The sequence below is a fragment of the Catenuloplanes indicus genome, assembly GCF_030813715.1.
Classification (GTDB): domain Bacteria; phylum Actinomycetota; class Actinomycetes; order Mycobacteriales; family Micromonosporaceae; genus Catenuloplanes; species Catenuloplanes indicus.
Genome location: NZ_JAUSUZ010000001.1, coordinates 5,433,606 through 5,450,370 on the forward strand (window position 1 = coordinate 5,433,606; position 16,765 = coordinate 5,450,370).

The 16,765-nt window shown below is 72.7% G+C and carries 13 protein-coding genes; 7 read left to right on the top strand and 6 right to left on the bottom strand.

Annotated features, from left to right (window positions below; translation table 11 throughout):
• The first annotated feature begins 185 nt into the window (after window positions 1-185).
• The 3 genes from J2S42_RS24585 to J2S42_RS24595 all read left to right on the top strand — a co-directional run bounded on the left by J2S42_RS24585 (window position 186) and on the right by J2S42_RS24595 (window position 3,728).
• A complete protein-coding gene (locus J2S42_RS24585; protein ID WP_307242709.1) occupies window positions 186-1,748 on the top strand; it encodes a methyl-accepting chemotaxis protein in 1,563 nt (520 codons plus the stop codon).
• Between the two features lie 197 nt (window positions 1,749-1,945).
• Complete coding sequence (locus J2S42_RS24590) at window positions 1,946-2,680, top strand: hydrolase (RefSeq protein ID WP_307242710.1); 735 nt, start codon at window positions 1,946-1,948, stop codon at window positions 2,678-2,680.
• A 106-nt stretch (window positions 2,681-2,786) separates the two neighbouring features.
• Window positions 2,787-3,728 carry an SRPBCC family protein gene (locus J2S42_RS24595; RefSeq protein WP_307242712.1) on the top strand — a complete coding sequence of 314 codons (942 nt, stop codon included), beginning with the start codon at window positions 2,787-2,789 and terminating at the stop codon, window positions 3,726-3,728.
• A gap of 383 nt (window positions 3,729-4,111) precedes the next feature.
• Here J2S42_RS24595 and J2S42_RS24600 read toward each other — a convergent pair whose 3' ends face one another.
• Both J2S42_RS24600 and J2S42_RS24605 read right to left on the bottom strand, forming a co-directional pair.
• Window positions 4,112-4,516 carry a response regulator gene (locus tag J2S42_RS24600; RefSeq protein ID WP_307242714.1) on the bottom strand — a complete coding sequence of 135 codons (405 nt, stop codon included), beginning with the start codon at window positions 4,514-4,516 and terminating at the stop codon, window positions 4,112-4,114.
• Between the two features lie 122 nt (window positions 4,517-4,638).
• Entirely contained in the window at window positions 4,639-6,219 is a 1,581-nt protein-coding gene (locus J2S42_RS24605; protein WP_307242716.1) for a S8 family serine peptidase, read from the bottom strand.
• A gap of 344 nt (window positions 6,220-6,563) precedes the next feature.
• Between J2S42_RS24605 and J2S42_RS24610 the strand changes: the two genes are divergently transcribed.
• The gene (locus tag J2S42_RS24610; protein ID WP_307242718.1) at window positions 6,564-6,791 is read left to right on the top strand and encodes a DUF7455 domain-containing protein; all 228 of its coding nucleotides are present in this window, start codon (window positions 6,564-6,566) and stop codon (window positions 6,789-6,791) included.
• A 116-nt stretch (window positions 6,792-6,907) separates the two neighbouring features.
• The gene (locus J2S42_RS24615; RefSeq protein WP_307242720.1) at window positions 6,908-9,007 is read left to right on the top strand and encodes a sensor histidine kinase; all 2,100 of its coding nucleotides are present in this window, start codon (window positions 6,908-6,910) and stop codon (window positions 9,005-9,007) included.
• Between the two features lie 15 nt (window positions 9,008-9,022).
• On the opposite strand, the gene J2S42_RS24620 is transcribed toward J2S42_RS24615, so the two are convergent.
• Window positions 9,023-10,621, bottom strand: a complete 1,599-nt coding sequence (locus J2S42_RS24620) for a PAS domain S-box protein (RefSeq protein ID WP_307242722.1) — start codon at window positions 10,619-10,621, stop codon at window positions 9,023-9,025.
• 175 nt (window positions 10,622-10,796) lie between these two features.
• Between J2S42_RS24620 and J2S42_RS24625 the strand changes: the two genes are divergently transcribed.
• Together J2S42_RS24625 and J2S42_RS24630 are read left to right on the top strand one after the other, a co-directional pair.
• Entirely contained in the window at window positions 10,797-12,347 is a 1,551-nt protein-coding gene (locus J2S42_RS24625; RefSeq protein WP_307242723.1) for a CBM96 family carbohydrate-binding protein, read from the top strand.
• Between the two features lie 60 nt (window positions 12,348-12,407).
• The gene (locus J2S42_RS24630) at window positions 12,408-14,144 is read left to right on the top strand and encodes a sensor histidine kinase (protein WP_307242725.1); all 1,737 of its coding nucleotides are present in this window, start codon (window positions 12,408-12,410) and stop codon (window positions 14,142-14,144) included.
• On the opposite strand, the gene J2S42_RS24635 is transcribed toward J2S42_RS24630, so the two are convergent.
• Genes J2S42_RS24635 through J2S42_RS24645 form a run of 3 tightly spaced genes read right to left on the bottom strand, consistent with a single transcriptional unit; the run spans window position 14,137 to window position 16,731 of the window.
• Window positions 14,137-15,150, bottom strand: coding sequence for a tetratricopeptide repeat-containing glycosyltransferase family 2 protein (locus J2S42_RS24635; RefSeq protein ID WP_307242726.1), 1,014 nt, complete (start codon window positions 15,148-15,150; stop codon window positions 14,137-14,139). The two genes, J2S42_RS24630 and J2S42_RS24635, sit on opposite strands and share 8 nt — an antisense overlap.
• Before the next feature lie 39 nt (window positions 15,151-15,189).
• Window positions 15,190-15,969: a class I SAM-dependent methyltransferase gene (locus tag J2S42_RS24640; RefSeq protein WP_307242728.1), complete on the bottom strand. Its 780-nt coding sequence runs from the start codon at window positions 15,967-15,969 to the stop codon at window positions 15,190-15,192.
• Window positions 15,970-16,731 (bottom strand): SDR family NAD(P)-dependent oxidoreductase, encoded by a 762-nt coding sequence (locus J2S42_RS24645; RefSeq protein ID WP_307242730.1) that lies wholly within the window; start codon window positions 16,729-16,731, stop codon window positions 15,970-15,972.
• Window positions 16,732-16,765 lie beyond the last annotated feature (34 nt).

Below are 16,765 nucleotides of genomic sequence, written 5' to 3' on the forward strand. Positions count from 1 at the left end.
CGAAGTGCGGACCGGTTGCGGACGCCGTGCACCCGTCCGGCACCGTGCAGCGACCCCGGTAAATCGTTCTAAACCTCCGCTTTTACCGACGAAGCAGGTTGATTGGCTCATGACGGTCGCCACACCGCCGATGTGGCCCATGTGCGGAGCCTCGCCTCGGTACCGCCCTCACCTAGGAGGTCGCTTTGGCTGGTCTGGCAGACGTGGGCGTGGGGAAACGCCTCTCCGTCATCGTGGTGTCCGGCGTCGTGGTGGCCGCCTGCGTCACCGGCATCGGCATGTGGTCGCAGAGCCGCCTCGCCGATCAGGCCGAGACGGTACGCGTGTTCGCGATGACCAAGGCCGCGCTCAACCACCTGGACACCCGGGAGAGCGAGCTGAAGGTGGACGCGTACCGCGCCGCCAACGGTGAGGACACCACCGGCGACGTGGCCGACGACGTGCAGTCCGCGCTGGACGCGCTCGCCGACGCGGAGCAGTACGACCTGCCGGGCGAGATCGACGACGACATCGCGGCGCTGGCCAGCAGCGTCGAGGGCTTCAACACGTTCACCACCCAGTTCGTCACGGACGCGGTGGCGAGCGCGGCGAGCGTACGGGACCGCTACGACCAGATCGCCGAGCAGAACAACGTGGTCGACGACCAGATCGGGGCGATCCACGAGAAGCTCGACGCCGCGATCGAACAGGAACAGGCCGACATGGCCGCCACCACCGCATCGTCCCGGCTGTGGATGCTGCTGGTCGCCGCCGTCGGCATGGCCGCGCTGATCGGCTTCGCGATCCCGCTGGTCCGCTCGATCCTGACCCCGGTCCGCCGGGTCGGCGAGGTGGTCGACGCGCTGGCCAACGGTGACCTGACGGTCCGGGCCGGCATCTCCTCGCACGATGAACTCGGCCGGATGGCGCAGGGGCTGGACCGCGCGGTGGACCGGATGCGGCAGGCGATGGAGGCGATGGCCGAGAACGCGCACACGCTGGCCGGCGCCGCCACCGAGCTCTCCGCGACCAGCTCCGAGATCGCCCACGCGGCGCAGGAGACGAACGGGCAGACCTCCGCCGCGTCCGCCGAGGCCGAGGAGATCTCCCGCAACGTGCAGACCGTCGCGGCCGGTGGCGAGGAGATGGGCTTGTCCATCCGGGAGATCTCGCAGAACACCAATGAGGCCGCGCAGATCGCCGGCCAGGCCGTGAGCGAGGCCGCGCTGGCCACCCAGAGCATCGAGCGGCTGGGCGAGTCCAGCGCCGAGATCGGCAACGTGATCAAGCTGATCACCTCGATCGCGGAGCAGACCAACCTGCTCGCGCTGAACGCCACCATCGAGGCCGCGCGGGCCGGTGACGCGGGCAAGGGCTTCGCGGTCGTCGCGTCCGAGGTCAAGGATCTGGCCCAGGAGACCGCGCGGGCCACCGAGGACATCTCCGCCCGGGTCGCCGCGATCCAGTCCGACACCGGCGGCGCGGTCGAGGTGATCAACCGGATCAGCGAGGTCATCGCGAAGATCAACGACTATCAGACCACGATCGCCAGCGCGGTCGAGGAACAGACCGCCACCACGGCCGAGATGTCCCGCAGCATCGCCGAGGTCGCCGCGGGCGCCAGCCGGATCGCGGGCAGCATCTCCGAGGTCTCCCAGGCCGGCGCGCAGTCCATGGAGGGCGTCAACCAGACCAACCAGGCCAGCCAGGAGGTCGCCCGTACCGCCGAGGAACTGCGCGCCCTGGTCAGCAGCTTCCGAATCGTATAACCCACCACTCCCGCATCGGGGGTACGGCGTGCACGCGCACGCCGTACCCCCGATGTCTTTGGATCCGGCGGTCAACTACCGGACTGCACCTGCGCGATACCCACGGGCACTACACGCCGGGCCGATTGTCATCTCGGGCGGGAGTCGCCCTACCGAAGGCGCCGACCGGCGCCCGGGCGAGATGCAGGGAGCACACCGTGAGCGCAGAGCGCACCGCCGCCGTCGAGGCGACGCCGATGCTTGACCTGTGCGCCGACGCGCACGTCCACACCGGCTTCTCCGCGGGGCGCGACAGTGTCGGCGTGGTCGTGATGGCCGCCGACCGGGCGGGTCTGACCGCGCTCACGTTCGCGGACCAGGCCGGCCCGGACAGCACGTGGCTGCCGGCCTACGGTGACTCGGTCCGCCGCGCTCAGCAGCGCACCGACATCCAGCTCTCGGTCGCGGCCGAGATCGAGATCATTCGGGCCGACGGCTGGCTGGCCTGGCCGCCGGACCTGGGCGGCCTGGACGCCATCTCGGTCTCGCTCAGCCGTCTCCCGCTGGCCGCCGGCCCGGCCACGCCGCAGCAGGTCCGTGGCCTGCTGGCGGCCGGCACGGTACGCCGTGCGGACGTGATCGAGCGCGCGGTGGAGGCCACGGTCCGCGGCGTCGAGCGCGCCGCCCGGTACGCGCCGGCTCGCCTGTCCCGCCCGCTGAGCCTGCTCAACCAGATCGGCATCGCCGAGGACGAGATCGACGCGCACCTGCTCACCCACCTGGTCGAGGGCTGCCGCGTCACGCACGCCACGGTCGAGGTCAGCGAGGCCTGGCGCACCCCGTCCGCGGGTCTGGTGCGCCGCCTGCTGGACGCCGGCGTGACCGTCTCCGCCGCCTCGGACGCGCGCTACGCGGCCCAGGTCGGGCGCTGGCAGTACGTCGCCACGCTCTGACGCGAGGTTCTTCGTTTCGCGGCTTTTGCTCACTTTGCCTGGCTACGCTCAGGGGAACCGGCCCCCTGCCCGGGCCGGGGTGATCTCCTAGTCGTTGGAGGATCCGATGAGCACCGTGAAGCAGGCCATCGAGGTGGGCGCGCCACTGCATGCGGTCTACGAGCAGCTGTCGCACTTCGAGAACTACCCGCAGTTCATGAGCGGGGTCCAAGAGGTCACGCAGCTGTCCAGCACGAAGACCCACTGGATCATGGATCTGGACGGTCAGCGGCGGGAGTTCGACGCGCAGATCACCGAGTGCCGCCCGGACGAGCTGGTCGCCTGGCGTGCCACGAACGGGCCCGCGTTCTCGGAGGTCATCACGCTGCGGCCGATGACCGCGGAACGAACCCAGATCATCGCGCAGATGGACGCGGACGTGGCCGCGCTGATGCCCAGCGACCGGCACGCACAGGACTCGCTCAGCCGCCGGCTGAAGGCGGACCTCACCAGCTTCAAGCGGCTGATGGAGAACGCCGGCTTCGGCCCGCACCAGGCGTCCGGCGTGCCGCTGGCCACCACGATGGGCCGCGCCGGTACGAACGCCGGGATGAACGTGGGGCTGAACAAGACGTACGGCACGAACGAGCCCGGCATCACCACCTCGGGCACGCTCTCCGACAGTCTGACCAAGCCCACCATCGGCGCCGGTTCCGGCATGGGGGCCAGTGCGAAGCGCGGCAACCAGCGCCCGGCCGCTCCCAGCCCCGCCATGATGCGCAACCGCCGCTCCGACCCGATCACCCAGCCGGCCGGCCGGATCAGCGGCGCCCAGCCCGCGGAGACCGCCGGCACCACCGAGGCGACGACCACCACCGGCGCCACCGCGTCCGCCGTCTCCACCACCGGCCCCACCACCGCCACGGCCGCGGTCACCGGCGGCACCCGCCGGGCCGGCGAGGGCATCAGCGGCGGCATGGGCGCCGACTCGACGATCGACCTGGCCGCCGCGGACGCCGCCACCGAGCGCGTCCCCAAGAACAGCCGGCGCACGACGAAGAAGTCCTGACGCGCCATCGCGAAGCCCCGGCCCGCTCCTCGGGCCGGGGCTTCGCGCATTCCGCGGTGCCCCTGCCGTGCTTACCTGCATAAAGCGGGCAAATCCGCGCCAGCTCCGCCGCGTCGCCGGCTGCTTGGGCGTGATGCGCCCGAATGTCCCCATGTCCCCCAGCCGGCCGGTGAGCCGTCCCGGCGGGCTGCTGCGACCACCCACGCGTCGGTTCCGGCGCGGCGGAGGCGGTCAGGGGGATCCTTTATGACGATATTTCGGGTACGAAGCGCCCGCTGCCCCCGGCTCCAGCCTGCGAAGCCGGGATCGCGGCAAGCCGAAGTAGCGCTGAGCTGAGCGTCGGCGGGGTGTCGACGCTGCGGGTAAGCAGAGCAAAAGCGCGGCTAGCCGGGGGGTGGGTCGTCGTGCAGGGCGGCGTTGACGGCGTCGATCAGGGCGCTGGTGGTGAACGGCTTCTGCAGCAGGCGTGCGTTCTCGTCGACCATGCCCTTGTCCACCGCTACCTCCTTCGGGAGGCCGGAGACGTAGATGACGCGGAGTCCGGGGCGCATCGCCGAGGCCTGTTCCGCAACCTCGCGGCCGGTGACGCCGGGCATGCTGAGGTCCGTCACGAGCAGGTCGATCCCGCCGTCGTGGTCGCGGCAGGCGACGATCGCGGCGTCGGCGTCGCCGGCGGTGAGCGCCGTGAAGCCCTTGCGCTCCAGCATCCGGCGCATGATGTCGCGCAGATCCTCCTCGTCATCGACGACGAGCACCGTGGGCGGCGGCGACTGCAGGTCCAGCGACATCGCACCCTCCTCCGACCGTATCGAAAGATAAGGCTATATCCGTTTTCTGGGTTTTTCCCGGAAATGCGAAAGCCCCGTCGTCCCGGAAGGGGACGACGGGGCTTTCGCCGGCAGGGTACGGGTCAGACCGTCAGGGTCCAGGCGTCGAGCAGGCCGGTCCGGCCCTGCGCGTCCTTGACCGTCAGCGTCCAGGTGCCGTTCTTCAGCGCGGACGAGGCGTCGAAGTTCCAGGTGGCGCTCAGGTCACCGGTGCCGCCGGCCGGCTTCAAGTTCCAGATCTTCCCGTTCGGGGAGGTGAGCTGGATCCGCAGGTCGCCGCGGACCGCCTGGCGCACGGTCACCTGCACGCTGGTCTTCGCGGACGCCGTGGTGGACGCGGAGCCGCAGTTCGCGACGGTCAGCTTCGACGTGGCGGGGAGCGCAACGTCGGTGAGCGACTCGAACCGGTCGCAGCGCGCGGTCGCCGGGGCCGGCGTCTGCACGGTCAGCGGCGCGGTGGCCGTGCCGGTGAAGAGCAGCCGGTTCGCCGAGCCGTTCGCGCCGGTCACCTTGCCGGTGGTGGCCGCGCCGGTCAGCGCGTCCCGCACCTGCTGCGGGGTGGCCAGCGGGTTCGCGCCGAGCACCAGCGCGGCCGCGCCGGCCACGTGCGGCGCCGCCATCGAGGTGCCGCTCATGGTGGCGGTGGCGGTGTCCCCGGTGCGGGCGGCCGACAGGATCCGTGCGCCGGGCGCGAAGAGGTCCAGGCAGCCGCCCCAGTTGGAGAACGACGCGCGCGCGTCGTTGCTCTCCGTGGCGCCGACCGTGATGCCGGCCGGCAGCCGCGCCGGGGAGGACGCGCAGGCGTCCCGGTTGTCGTTGCCGGCGGCCAGCACGTACGTCACGCCCGAGTTGATCGAGCGCTGCACCGCGTCGTCCAGCGACGCCGAGGCCGAGCCGCCGAGGCTCATGTTGACCACGGCCGGCTTCGCCGCGTTGCGGGTGACCCAGTCGACGCCCGCGATGATCTGCGAGTAGCTGCCGCTGCCGTCGCAGCCGAGCACGCGCACGGAGACCAGCTTGACGTCCTTGGCCACGCCGTACGCGGTGCCGCCGACCGTACCGGCGACGTGCGTGCCGTGGCCCTGGCAGTCGTCCGCGACCGCGTCGTTGTCGACGAAGTCCCAGCCGTGCCGGGCCCGGCCGCCGAAGTCCTGGTGGCTGATCCGCACGCCGGTGTCCAGCACGTACGCGGTCACGTTGGACGCGGACGTGGACGTGTAGCTCCGGCTCAGCGGCAGGTTGCGCTGGTCGACCCGGTCCAGGCCCCAGGTCGGGTTGCTCTGCGTGCCGCTGATCCTGACACGGCGGTCCTGCTCGACGAACTTGACGGCGGGGTCGGCCGCGAGGCGCCGGGCCGCGGTCCGGGACATCTCGGTGGTGAAGCCACGCACGGCCGAGCTGAACGACGCACGGACCTTGCCGCCGTACCGCTTGGCCAGGTCGCCCGCGACGTGCGCGGACCGGCCGGTCGCCGCGTCGTCCCGCAGGACCACGATGTAACTGTCCTTGATCGCGCCCGGCGCCCCGTCCTGGAGGACGGCGCCGGTGGCCGGTGCGGCCGCCTGGGCCACGCCCACGCCGGTCAGCGCGACGAACGCGGCGGCGGTGGCGGAGGCGATGGCGAGACCGGTGGTGCGCCGGCCGGTGCGGTGAAACGCGGTCATGAACTCCCTTTCCTCTGCCGGGACCCTGCTGGCCGCCGACCTGAACCAGGTTCGGCGTCCGGGGTCGCGGCCGGGGACCCGCGCGGTTGCGCTCCGGTAGCGGGTCGAAGGGCATCGCACAAGACCCCGCACGGGTTCGGTGTGCCGCCGTTGAGCTGGGGGTATGAGGTTCAAGGTGTGGCGAGCGTCGCAAATGACGGCCCCGGTAGCGGTAACCCGGGGTAGCGGCTTGGTTAGGAGCCGGGTGCCGCGCTAAAACGGGTGGAACGGAGACCGATGTTGACCTCGTCCGGGCCACAAGGCCGCGCCGACGCATCGTTCGACCGACCAAGGAGGCCAACGCCATGAACGCACTGCTGAACCCCACTCAGGTGGAGATCGTCAACACCGTCACCGAGCGCTGCGACAGCTGCGGGGCGGCCGCGAAGCTGGGCGTGCGCCTCTCCGGGGGCGGCGAGCTCTCGTTCTGCGGGCACCACGCGAACCGGCACGCCGGCGAGATCGCCAAGATGGCCAACCGCGTGCTGGTCGAGGCCGGCTTCGCCTGGACCGGATCCGCCCGCACCGCCTGACCCGTCACCCAGACCGCAGAGCGCACCGAGCCCGCCCGGGCTCGGTGCGCTTTTTGCGTAACGACAGTCAATTGCCTGATAGGCTCCTTTAGTCCGTTTATGAGGAGCTTTCGGCCGTGGACATCCCGCAGTACGGGCGCCGACTCCACGGCGCGTTCGCTATCGGTGCCGGCGTCGCCGTCGCCTCCCTCGGCATGGTCACGCTGCTGACCTGGGGGGACGGCTCCTCGGACGGGGATCTCTTCGGCCCCGGTACGCCCGCGCCGCTGGTCGCGGTCGCGCTCGCCACGGCCGGCTGCGGCCTGATCGCGCTGGCCCCGAGCCGTCCACAGCCGCAAGCCCGGCTGGCCGGGCGTTTCCTCGGGCTGGTCACCGTGCTGGCGGGTGCGGCCGGGTTGATCGCCCGCCTGTTCGGGCCGGGCCGGATCGGACCGGCCGCGCTCGACTTCCTCGGCATCCACGACGCGCCGCTCGGCCGTACCTCGACCACCACTGCGCTCACGCTGATGCTGGTCGGGTCCGCGCTGATCACGCTGGACCGCACGCCCGAGCCCCGCACGCCGCGCCCGGCCGCGCCCGGCGCCGAACCCACGATCATCAGCGGTACGGTCACCACTGCGGACCCGGCCGCGGACCAGCGGCGCGGCGGCGGCGACCGGCGGGCCGGCGGCGGTGACCGGCGCGCGGGCGGCGACCGGCGCGGTGGCGACCGGCGCGGCCTGAGCGCGGAGACCGCGGGTGCGGCCGACCTGCTCGGGCTCGGCGCCGCCACGATCGCGGTGGTGGCGCTGGTGGTGCAGATCTTCGGCCAGGCCTACCGGGAGGGCACCGGCGCCGCCACGGTCATGTCACCGATCACCGCGCTCGCCGTGCTCGCGCTCTGCCTCGGCCTGCTGGTCGCGCGCCCCCAGCGCGGCCCGCTCGCGGCGCTGACCGGCACCAGCCGGGGCGCGTCGGTCGGCCGCCGGCTCGCGTTCGCGCTGGTGCTGCTGCCGGTGGTGGCCGGCCTGCTGGCGATCGCGGCCGTCTACGCCGGCGTGGACCACCCGGGCACCGCGATCACCGGCGCCGCGATCCTGGCCACGCTCGCGCTGCTGGTGGTGCTGGCCCGGCTGGTCCGCGAGCTGAACGTGTCCGACCGGGTGCAGCAGCAGCTGGTCGACGCGCTGGAGGAACGGCGGGAGTTCACCGAGACGCTGCTGCAATCGATCAACGAGGGCGTGGTGGTGCTCGACAAGGACCACCGCGTGCTCGACGTGAACCGGCACTGGTGCGAGCTGACCGGCCGGACCCCGCGCGAGGCGATCGGCCACCTCCCGCCGTACCCGTGGGATCCGCCCCTGGAGGTCGCGGAGCGACCCGGCGGCGACACCGTGCTGCGCCGCCCGAACGGGGAGGACGTGCCGGTCCTGGCGTCGATGGCCGCGCTGCCCGGCCCGGGCGGGCCGCGCGCGTACGTGGTGACCTACGTCGACATCACCGGGCGGAAACGGACCGAGGACGCGGTCGCCGCGCACGCCGCCGAGACCGAGACCGCGAACGCGGAGCTGGTCGAGGCGAACCAGCGGCTGGAGCGCGCGGTCGAGTTCAAGTCCGACCTGATGTCGATGGTGTCGCACGAGCTGGCCCAGCCGCTGAGCTCGATCGCCAGCCTCGCGGAGCTGCTCACGGTCGACTGGAACGACCTTGAGGACGACATCCGCCTGGAGCTCAGCACGAAGATCGACAAGAACACCCGGCGGCTGATCGGCATGATGAACGATCTGACGCTGCTGTTCCGCCTGGACGCCGGCAAGGTCACCGCACGCCGCACGCCGGTGCCGGTGCGGGACGTGGCCGAGTCCGCGATCAGCAACCTGCCGCCCACCGCGCCGCCGGTCCGGGTCGAGGTGGAGCCGGACCTGGCCGCGCTCGCCGACCGCGGCCACCTCTGGCAGATACTGCTCAACATACTGAGCAACGCCGTGAAGTACGGCCGGCCGCCGATCGCGCTGACCGGGCGCCGGGAGGGCGACCAGCTGATCATTGAGATCAGCGATCACGGCCCCGGCGTGCCGGACCACCTCGTGCCGACGCTGTTCGACCGCTTCATGCGCGGCGCCGGCCTCGGCCTGTTCATCGTCCGTCACCTGGCCGAGGCGAACGGCGGCACCGTCCGCTACCAGCCGGTCGAGCCGCACGGCGCGCTGTTCGTCCTGACCGTCGAGGCCGCCTGACCGCCGCCCGCGGGATCAGTCGTCGAGGACCGCGCGGACCGACTTGAGCAGCCCGCGCTCGGAGAACGGCTTGGCGACCAGCGTGACGTCGTCGCCGAGCGTGCCGTTCTCGGTGAGCACCGGGCGGGCGTAGCCGGACATGAACAGCACGCGGGTGTCCGGCCGCAGCGCGGTGACCCGCTCGGCGACCTCCTTGCCCAGCATCTTCGGCATGATGACGTCACTGAGCAGCAGGTGGATCGGCCCGTCGTGGTGGCGGGCCAGCTCCAGCGCGCGATCGCCGCCGGGCGCGGTCAGCACGCGGTACCCGTTCCGGGTGAGGATGCGGTGGGTGACGTCGCGCATCGCGTCCTCGTCCTCGACCACCAGCACGGTCTCGCCGCCGCCGGCCGCGATCTCGGGCAGCGACGAGGTCTGCTGCTCCACCACCGGCAGCGCCTCCTCGCTGGCCGGGACCAGCGCGGAGATCGTGGTGCCGACGTCCGGCTCCGAGTAGATGCTCACCTGCCCGCCGGTCTGCGCGATCGTCCCGTACACCGTGGCCAGGCCGAGCCCGGTGGCCTCGCCCTTCGGCTTGGTGGTGAAGAACGGCTCGAACGCGCGGTCCGCGACCTCCTTCGGCATGCCGCCGCCGGTGTCGCTGACCTGCAACCGCACGTACGGCCCGGGGTGCAGGCCGGGCCGGCCGGCCAGGTAGCTCTCGTCCACCGTCACGTTGCCGGTGCCGATCGTCAGGCTGCCGCCGCCGGGCATCGCGTCCCGCGCGTTGACCGCGAGGTTGACCAGCACCTGGGTGAGCTGGCCGGGATCCGCGCGGATCGGCCAGAGATCGTCGGCGAGCGAGGTCTCCAGGCGCACGTGCTCGCCGATCGTGCGCTGCAGCAGCGCCTCCACCTCGCGTACCACCGTGTTGAGGTTGAGGACCCGCGGCTTGACCACCTCGCGCCGGCCGAACGCGAGCAGCTGATGGGTGAGCGTAATGGCGCGTTCCGCCGCGCGCTGGATCTGGTTGATGTCCTTCAGCACCGGCTCCCAGCGCTCCGGGTCGCCGGTCGCGGCGTCGCCGACCTCCTCCGCGATGAACGCGATGTAGTTGAGCACCACCGCGAGCAGGTTGTTGAAGTCGTGCGCGACGCCGCCGGCCAGCTGGCCGAGGCTCTCCAGCCGCTGCGACTGCTGCAATCGGGCCTCAAGCCGCTCCCGCTCCGCGATCGCGGTCAGCCGTTCCCGCTCGGCCTGCGCCTCCAGCCGGTCGGTGACGTCCCGGATCGCCGCGGCGATCAACAGACCCTCGGGGGTACGGACGGCGGAGAGCGAGATCTCGGCCGGGAACTCGGAGCCGTCGCGCCGGCGTGCGGCCAGCGTGCCGGAGCCCATCGGCCGTGGGCGCGCGGCCTGCATGTACTCCTGCCGGTGCAGCGGGTGGGCGTCCCGCGCCGTGGCCGGGACCAGGATCTCCACGGTACGGCCGACCAGCTCGTCCCGCCGGTAGCCGAGCAGGCGCTCGGCCTGCGCATTGATCAGCGTGATCCGGCCGTCCTCGGCCACTACGACGATCGCGTCCGGCGCCGCCTCGAGCAGCCCCTGCGCGTAATCGGTGGACCAGTCCTGCACGACGACTCCGGGCTCCGACGTAAAACCCCCTGATCCGCGAATTCTCCCATAAATCGGGCGGGTCGGATGCGCAACCGGCTCGCACCGTCACGGGTCCGGGACCTGCTACGGGCGGACCCGAATCTAGTTCCTGTCAGGCGGTGAGCCGCGGGGGCGGCCGACGGAAGGGGACACATTGCGCAGGACTCGGGGAGTCTTCGGGACGCTGCTGGCGGGCTCGCTGGCGGTCGGTGCTCTCGCGGGCGTGCCCGCGCAGGCGGCCGCGACCACCACGACGCAGCTGTCGGTCTCCGCCTCGGACGACGCCTACACGTCCTCCGCCCGGAAGGGCCTGACCACCGGCTCGGAGACGAAGCTGGTCGCGGGCACGGTCTCCGGTGACCGCAAGGTCTCCTACCTGAAGTTCACCACCGGCAAGGCCGCGACCGGCGCGAAGCTGGCGCTGACGCTGGACGGCACGCCGGCCGGCAGCACGCTGACCGTCACCCGGGTGCTCACCAGTTCCTGGGCCGAGTCCACGCTGACCTCGGCGAACGCGCCGGCGCTGGGCACCACCACGGTCTCCGCGAAGCTCGCCGCCGGCCAGCGCGAGGTCATCTTCGACCTCGGCGCCCAGATCAAGGCGGCCGGCACCTACTCGTTCGCGATCAGCTCCAGCTCGACCACCGCGGCGACCCGGATCCACTCCACCGAGCACGGCACCGCGGGCCTGCGCCCGGCACTGCGGCTGACCGTGGCCGGCGCGGCCGTCCCGGCCCCGGCGACCCCGGCCACCCCGGCGGCCGGCTGCACCACCGGCGCGAAGCTGGTTCCGACCTGCGGCGTGCTGTGGGGCGCGGCGGCGGGCGGCTTCACCTCCACGCCGCGGGACACCGCGCTGAAGCAGTGGGAGGCCGCGACCGGCCGTACCGCCGCGATCTACCACACGTACCACAAGGGCAACGAGCTGTTCCCGACCAAGGCCGAGATCGCCATGACGCAGGACGCCGCGAAGCCGCGCACGCTGCTGCTGAACTGGAAGGTCGCGTACGGCGACACCTGGGCCGGGGTGAAGGCGGGCAAGCAGGACAAGCGGATCGACCGCTGGTCGGCGTACGTCAAGGCCAACTTCACGAAGCCGTTCTTCCTGGCGCTGCACCACGAGCCGGAGAACGACGTCAACACCAACCCGGAGTCGGGCATGACCGCCAAGGACTACGCCGGCATGTACCGGCACGTGATCCAGCGGCTGCGCGCGAACGGCGTCACCAACGCGATCAACGTGGTCGCCTACATGGGCAACGAGACCTACCTGGCCAAGTCCTGGTGGCCGGACCTGTACCCGGGCGACGACGTCGTGGACTGGATCGGCCTGGACTCGTACCTGAACGCGGAGAAGGGCTACCACTACGGCGACTTCAACAACCTGCTCGACCGCGGCCCGGTGGCCGGCACGAACAAGCTCGGCTTCTACGGCTGGGCGACCACCAAGCACGCCGGTAAGCCGATCATGGTCGCGGAGTGGGGCGTCTACCACAGCCTGAAGCGCACCGCGGACAAGGGCGCGGTCTTCGACACCGTGCTGAACCAGCTCAAGGCGCGTCCGGCGGTCAAGGCGATGGTCTACTTCGACTGCCCGGCCGACGACACCGGCGACCGCAACATCGCGGTCACCAGCAGCGCGTCCGCGCTGACCGCGTTCAAGCGGATCGCCGCCGACCCGATCTTCAACGTGACCCTCAAGTAAGCCGCACGGGCCGCCCGGATTTCGATCCGGGCGGCCCGTTCTGGTGCTTAATCTGAGGAAATGCCGAGATTGCAGCGGAGCGTTCCCGCGCTCGCCGCCGGTGTCGCCGCGCTCGGTCTCCTGGCCACGGTCTCGCTCTGCGGCGCGCTGAACGGGCTGGCCGACCGCAACCAGCGGCAGGCGCTGGACCGCCGCGTGGACCTGGTCCGGATCGGCGTGTCCGCCGAGGCCGCGCGGTACGTCGACGCGCTCACCGACGTCGCCACCGCGCTCGGCGCCCAGACCGACCTGACCGCGGAGGACTTCGCCCGGATCAGCGCCGCGCTCTCCACCCGCCGGCTGCCCGCGATCACCGCGGTCTCCGTACTGGTCACCGCGGACACCGCGGCGGTGCCGGCCACCCAGGCGTACTGGCGGGCGCAGGGCGCGACCGGGCTGACGCTGCGTCCCGACCCGGCCGAGGACGAGCACGTCTTCGCCGTGCTCACCCGCGACTTCGACGGCCGGCCGCAGATGCTCGGCCCGGACCTGGCCAAGCGCGCGGAGCTGCGCGGCGCGCTGCGGCAGTCCGCGAACACCGGCGCGGCCGCGATCAGCCGGACGTACGTGCTGGCCCGCGACGAGAACCTGCCGGCCGGCCGGCGCCAGCTGTCGTTCGTGGTGGCCGTGCCGTTCTACCGGCCGACCGCGGACCGGGTCAGCGGCTGGGCGGTGCTGGGCCTGCGCGGCGGCACGTTCCTCGACGCGGCCATGCGCAACAGCGCGCTCAGCATGATCGAGGTGGAGCTGCTCGACTCGTCCGCGGAGGGCATCCGTACGCCGGTGGCGAGCTGGCCGGCCGGCGAGGTGCACGGCGACGGCGACCTCACCCGTACCGTCTCGGTCGGGGTCGCGCAGCGGACCTGGCAGCTGACCGTGAAGCCGGCCGGCACGCTGGCCGAGGGCGAGGCACCCTGGCTGGTACCGGCGACCGCGCTGACCGGGGCGCTGATCACCGCGTTGGCCGTGGTCATCATCGGCATCCTCGGCACGTCCCGCGGGCGGGCACTGGCCCGGGTCGCGGACGCCACGGCCGCGCTCCAGGCGGACATCGCACGCCGCGAGGAGACCGAGCGGCAGCTCCGCCGCACCGAGGGCGAACTGCGCGGCTTCCTGGCCATGGCCGGGCACGACCTGAAGTCGCCGCTGGCCTCGGTGGCCGGTCACCTGGAACTGCTCCGCGGCGCACCGGACGGCGACGACGACGCGGACTGGCGGGCCGTGCGGCGCGGGCTGGCCCGGATGAACCGGCTGGTCGACGACCTGCTGGCGTACGCCACCGCGGACGCGGCACCGCTCGACCCGCGGCCGGTCGACCTGGGCGCGCTGGCCACCGACGTCGCGGCGGACCAGGAGGCGGCCGACCATGCCACGGTACGGATCGGTGCGCTGCCGACCGTGATGGCCGACCCCGGCATGCTGCGGCACGTCCTGGAGAACCTGGTCGGGAACGCGGTCAAGTACGCGCGGCCCGGCGAGACCCCGCAGATCGAGATCGTCTCGGTACCGGCCGGCGCCCGCACCCGGATCGAGGTCGCGGACCACGGCATCGGTGTACCGGAGGCGGACCGGGCCCGGGTCTTCGACGCGTTCCACCGCTCCCCGAACGGCGCCGGGCGTCCCGGGACCGGGCTCGGCCTGGCCATCTGCCAGCGGATCGTGGAGCGGCACGGCGGCGAGATCGGCGTGGAGGCCAACGCCGGCGGCGGCAGCCGGTTCTGGTTCACGCTGCCCGGCGGCGGCAGCGACGCTAACTGACCCCGGTCAACTTCGCCTGCAACGCGGAGACCAGCATCTTCATCTCGGTCAGCGCGGCCGGCCCGTGCCGGCGCCCGGCCGTGTCCACCACCCGGCCGACGTTGTTCAGCAGCCGCGCGGCCTCGTCCACCTCGCCGAGCTGGGCCAGCGCCTGCGCGGCCAGCCAGTCGCAGTACGCGGACTCGGCACCGGCCGCGCGCAGGTCCTCGACCAGCACCAGCGCGACCTCGTCCATCCCCTCGGCCAGCATCAGCTGGGCCAGCTGGTCGGTGCCCTGCAGCCGCTCCCGGGTGCGCGGGAACAACTCACGCAACATCTCCAGCGTGTCCACCGCGTCCTGCTTGTGCCCGGCCACCACGCAGCTGCGGCCCAGGTCGAGCAGCGTGCGGGCGATCTGGTCCCGGTTGCCGGCCGGGTCCGCGGCCAGGTCGTCCAGCTGCACCCGGCCGAGCAGCACGTTCCGCAGCGCCTTGGCCTCGCGGCGCTCCGCGGTCGCGTACCCGGCGTGCACGATTCGGGCCACGTCGCGGGGGAGCGCGGCGAGGCGCAGCGTGCCGTCCCGCGCGGTGATCCGCTCGTGGATGCGCCCGGTCCACACCGTGCGGTCCGGGCGGAACAGCCGCGGCGCCCGGAACGTGACGTCGCTGTCCTGCCGGTCACTGTCGATCTCCAGCGTGGCCGCGTCCGCGTCCGTACCGGCGAGCAGCTCGCGCAGGCGGCCGGCGTCCACGACGACGTGCTCGTCCGCGTCCACCGACAGCACCCAGTCCGCGGTCCAGCCGTCCAGCGCGGCGTTGCGTGCGTCCGCGAAATGGTCGGTCCAGAGTCCGGTGGTGACGCACGCGCCGGCCCGGGTCGCGACGTCCGGGCTGCCGTCGGTGGAGCCGGTGTCGTGCACGTGGATCTCGTCGACGACGCCGCGCAGCGAGTCCAGGCAGCGGGCCAGCAGCTCCGCCTCGTCGCGCACGATGATCGCGGCGGCCAGCTTGAGGTTCGCGCTCACCACCGGCCGATCGGCCGTATCGCGGCGGTTCTGAGGTTTTTGCTACCCGGCCGCAACCGATTCCCACCCGATCGTCAACTCGCCCAGGCGCCAGCGGCGCGGGCCGTCGCGGACCGGCCAGCCCGCGTCCCGGACCGCCCGGACCGCCCGCATCCAGCGCTGGCGGGGGCCGAACACCGCGAACGGCGCCGCGTCCCGCCAGCCGTCGTCCAGCGCGCGAATCAGCGCGTGCACCGGTTCGCCCGGCACGTTGCGGTGGATCAGCGCCTTCGGCAGCCGTTCCGCGAGCGTCGCCGGGGTGTCCAGGTTCGCCAGGCGGGCCGCGAGCGTGAGCGTGCGCGGGCCGGCCGCGTCCAGCGCGATCCAGGCGGCCAGCCTGCCCGGCTCGTCGCAGGTTCCCTCGACCAGCACCCCGCCGGGCGCGAGCCGGGAGACGATCAGGCCCCAGGCGGCCGCGACCTCGGCCTCCGGGTACTGCCGGAGCACGTTGAACGCGCGGACCACGACCGGCCGCAGCCCGGCCAGCTCGAAGCCGCCGCGCCGGAACTCAAGCCACGGCGGGTCGGCGGCCGGCTGCGCGGCCGCCACCCGGGCCGGGTCGATCTCCAGGCCGGTCACCCGCGCGTCCGGGCGCACCCGGCGGGCCAGCCGGGCGCGCAACTCCACGGCGGTGACCGGGGTGGCGCCGTAGCCGAGGTCCACGACCAGCGGGTCGGCCGCGTCCCGGAGCAGATCGCCGTACCGGTCCGCGATCCAGTGGTCGACCCGGCGCAGCCGGTTGGGATTCGTGGTGCCCCGGGTGACGAACCCCTCCGCGCGCATCTACGAGGTCCGGTGCACCTTGTGCTGTGCGGCCTGGGCGAGCGGGCGGACCACGAGCCGGTCCACGTTCACGTGGTGCGGGCGGGTGGCGACCCAGGAGACGCAGTCCGCGATGTCCTCGGCCAGCAGCGGCTCGGCCACGCCCCGGTAGACCGCCTCGGCGCGCGCGGCGTCGCCGTCGAACCGGGTCAGCGAGAACTCCTCCGTCCTCACCATGCCCGGGTCGATCTCGATCACCCGGACCGGGCGGCCGTTCAGTTCCAGGCGCAGCGTGCCGGCCAGCGCGGTCTGGGCGTGCTTGGCGGCGGCGTACCCGCCACCGCCCTCGTACGGCGTGAAGGCCGCGGTGGAACCGATCACGACGATCGTCCCGGCGCCGGACGCCTCCAGGGCGGGCAGCAGCGCCTGCGTGACGCGGAGCGTGCCGAGCACGTTCGTGTCGTACATCCGCTGCCAGTCGGCGACCGCGCCGCTCTCCACCGGGTCCAGCCCGAGCGCGCCACCGGCGTTGTTGACCAGCAGCGTCACCGGGCCGGGCACGGCCTCGGCCAGCGCGCGCACGGACGCGTCGTCGGTGACGTCGGTGACGACCGCGGTGGCCCGGCCACCGGCCGCCTCGATCCGAGCGACCAGCGCGGTCAGGCGCTCGGCACGCCGGGCGGTGGCGATCACGTGGAAACCGTCGGCCGCGAGCCGGCGGGCGCTGGCCGCGCCGATGCCGCTGGAGGCGCCGGTGACGACGGCGATGGGGGTATCAGTCACACCACGATCCTGCCGTACTCGCCGGAACGGCCCG

Bases quoted from the DNA above. Each gene is read 5' to 3' on its own strand.
- J2S42_RS24605 (WP_307242716.1), bottom strand. From the start codon at position 6,219: ATGACCGCGTTTCACCGCACCGGCCGGCGCACCACCGGTCTCGCCATC.
- J2S42_RS24610 (WP_307242718.1), top strand. From the start codon at position 6,564: ATGAACGCACTGCTGAACCCCACTCAGGTGGAGATCGTCAACACCGTC.
- J2S42_RS24600 (WP_307242714.1), bottom strand. From the start codon at position 4,516: ATGTCGCTGGACCTGCAGTCGCCGCCGCCCACGGTGCTCGTCGTCGAT.
- J2S42_RS24630 (WP_307242725.1), top strand. From the start codon at position 12,408: ATGCCGAGATTGCAGCGGAGCGTTCCCGCGCTCGCCGCCGGTGTCGCC.
- J2S42_RS24595 (WP_307242712.1), top strand. From the start codon at position 2,787: ATGAGCACCGTGAAGCAGGCCATCGAGGTGGGCGCGCCACTGCATGCG.
- J2S42_RS24640 (WP_307242728.1), bottom strand. From the start codon at position 15,969: ATGCGCGCGGAGGGGTTCGTCACCCGGGGCACCACGAATCCCAACCGG.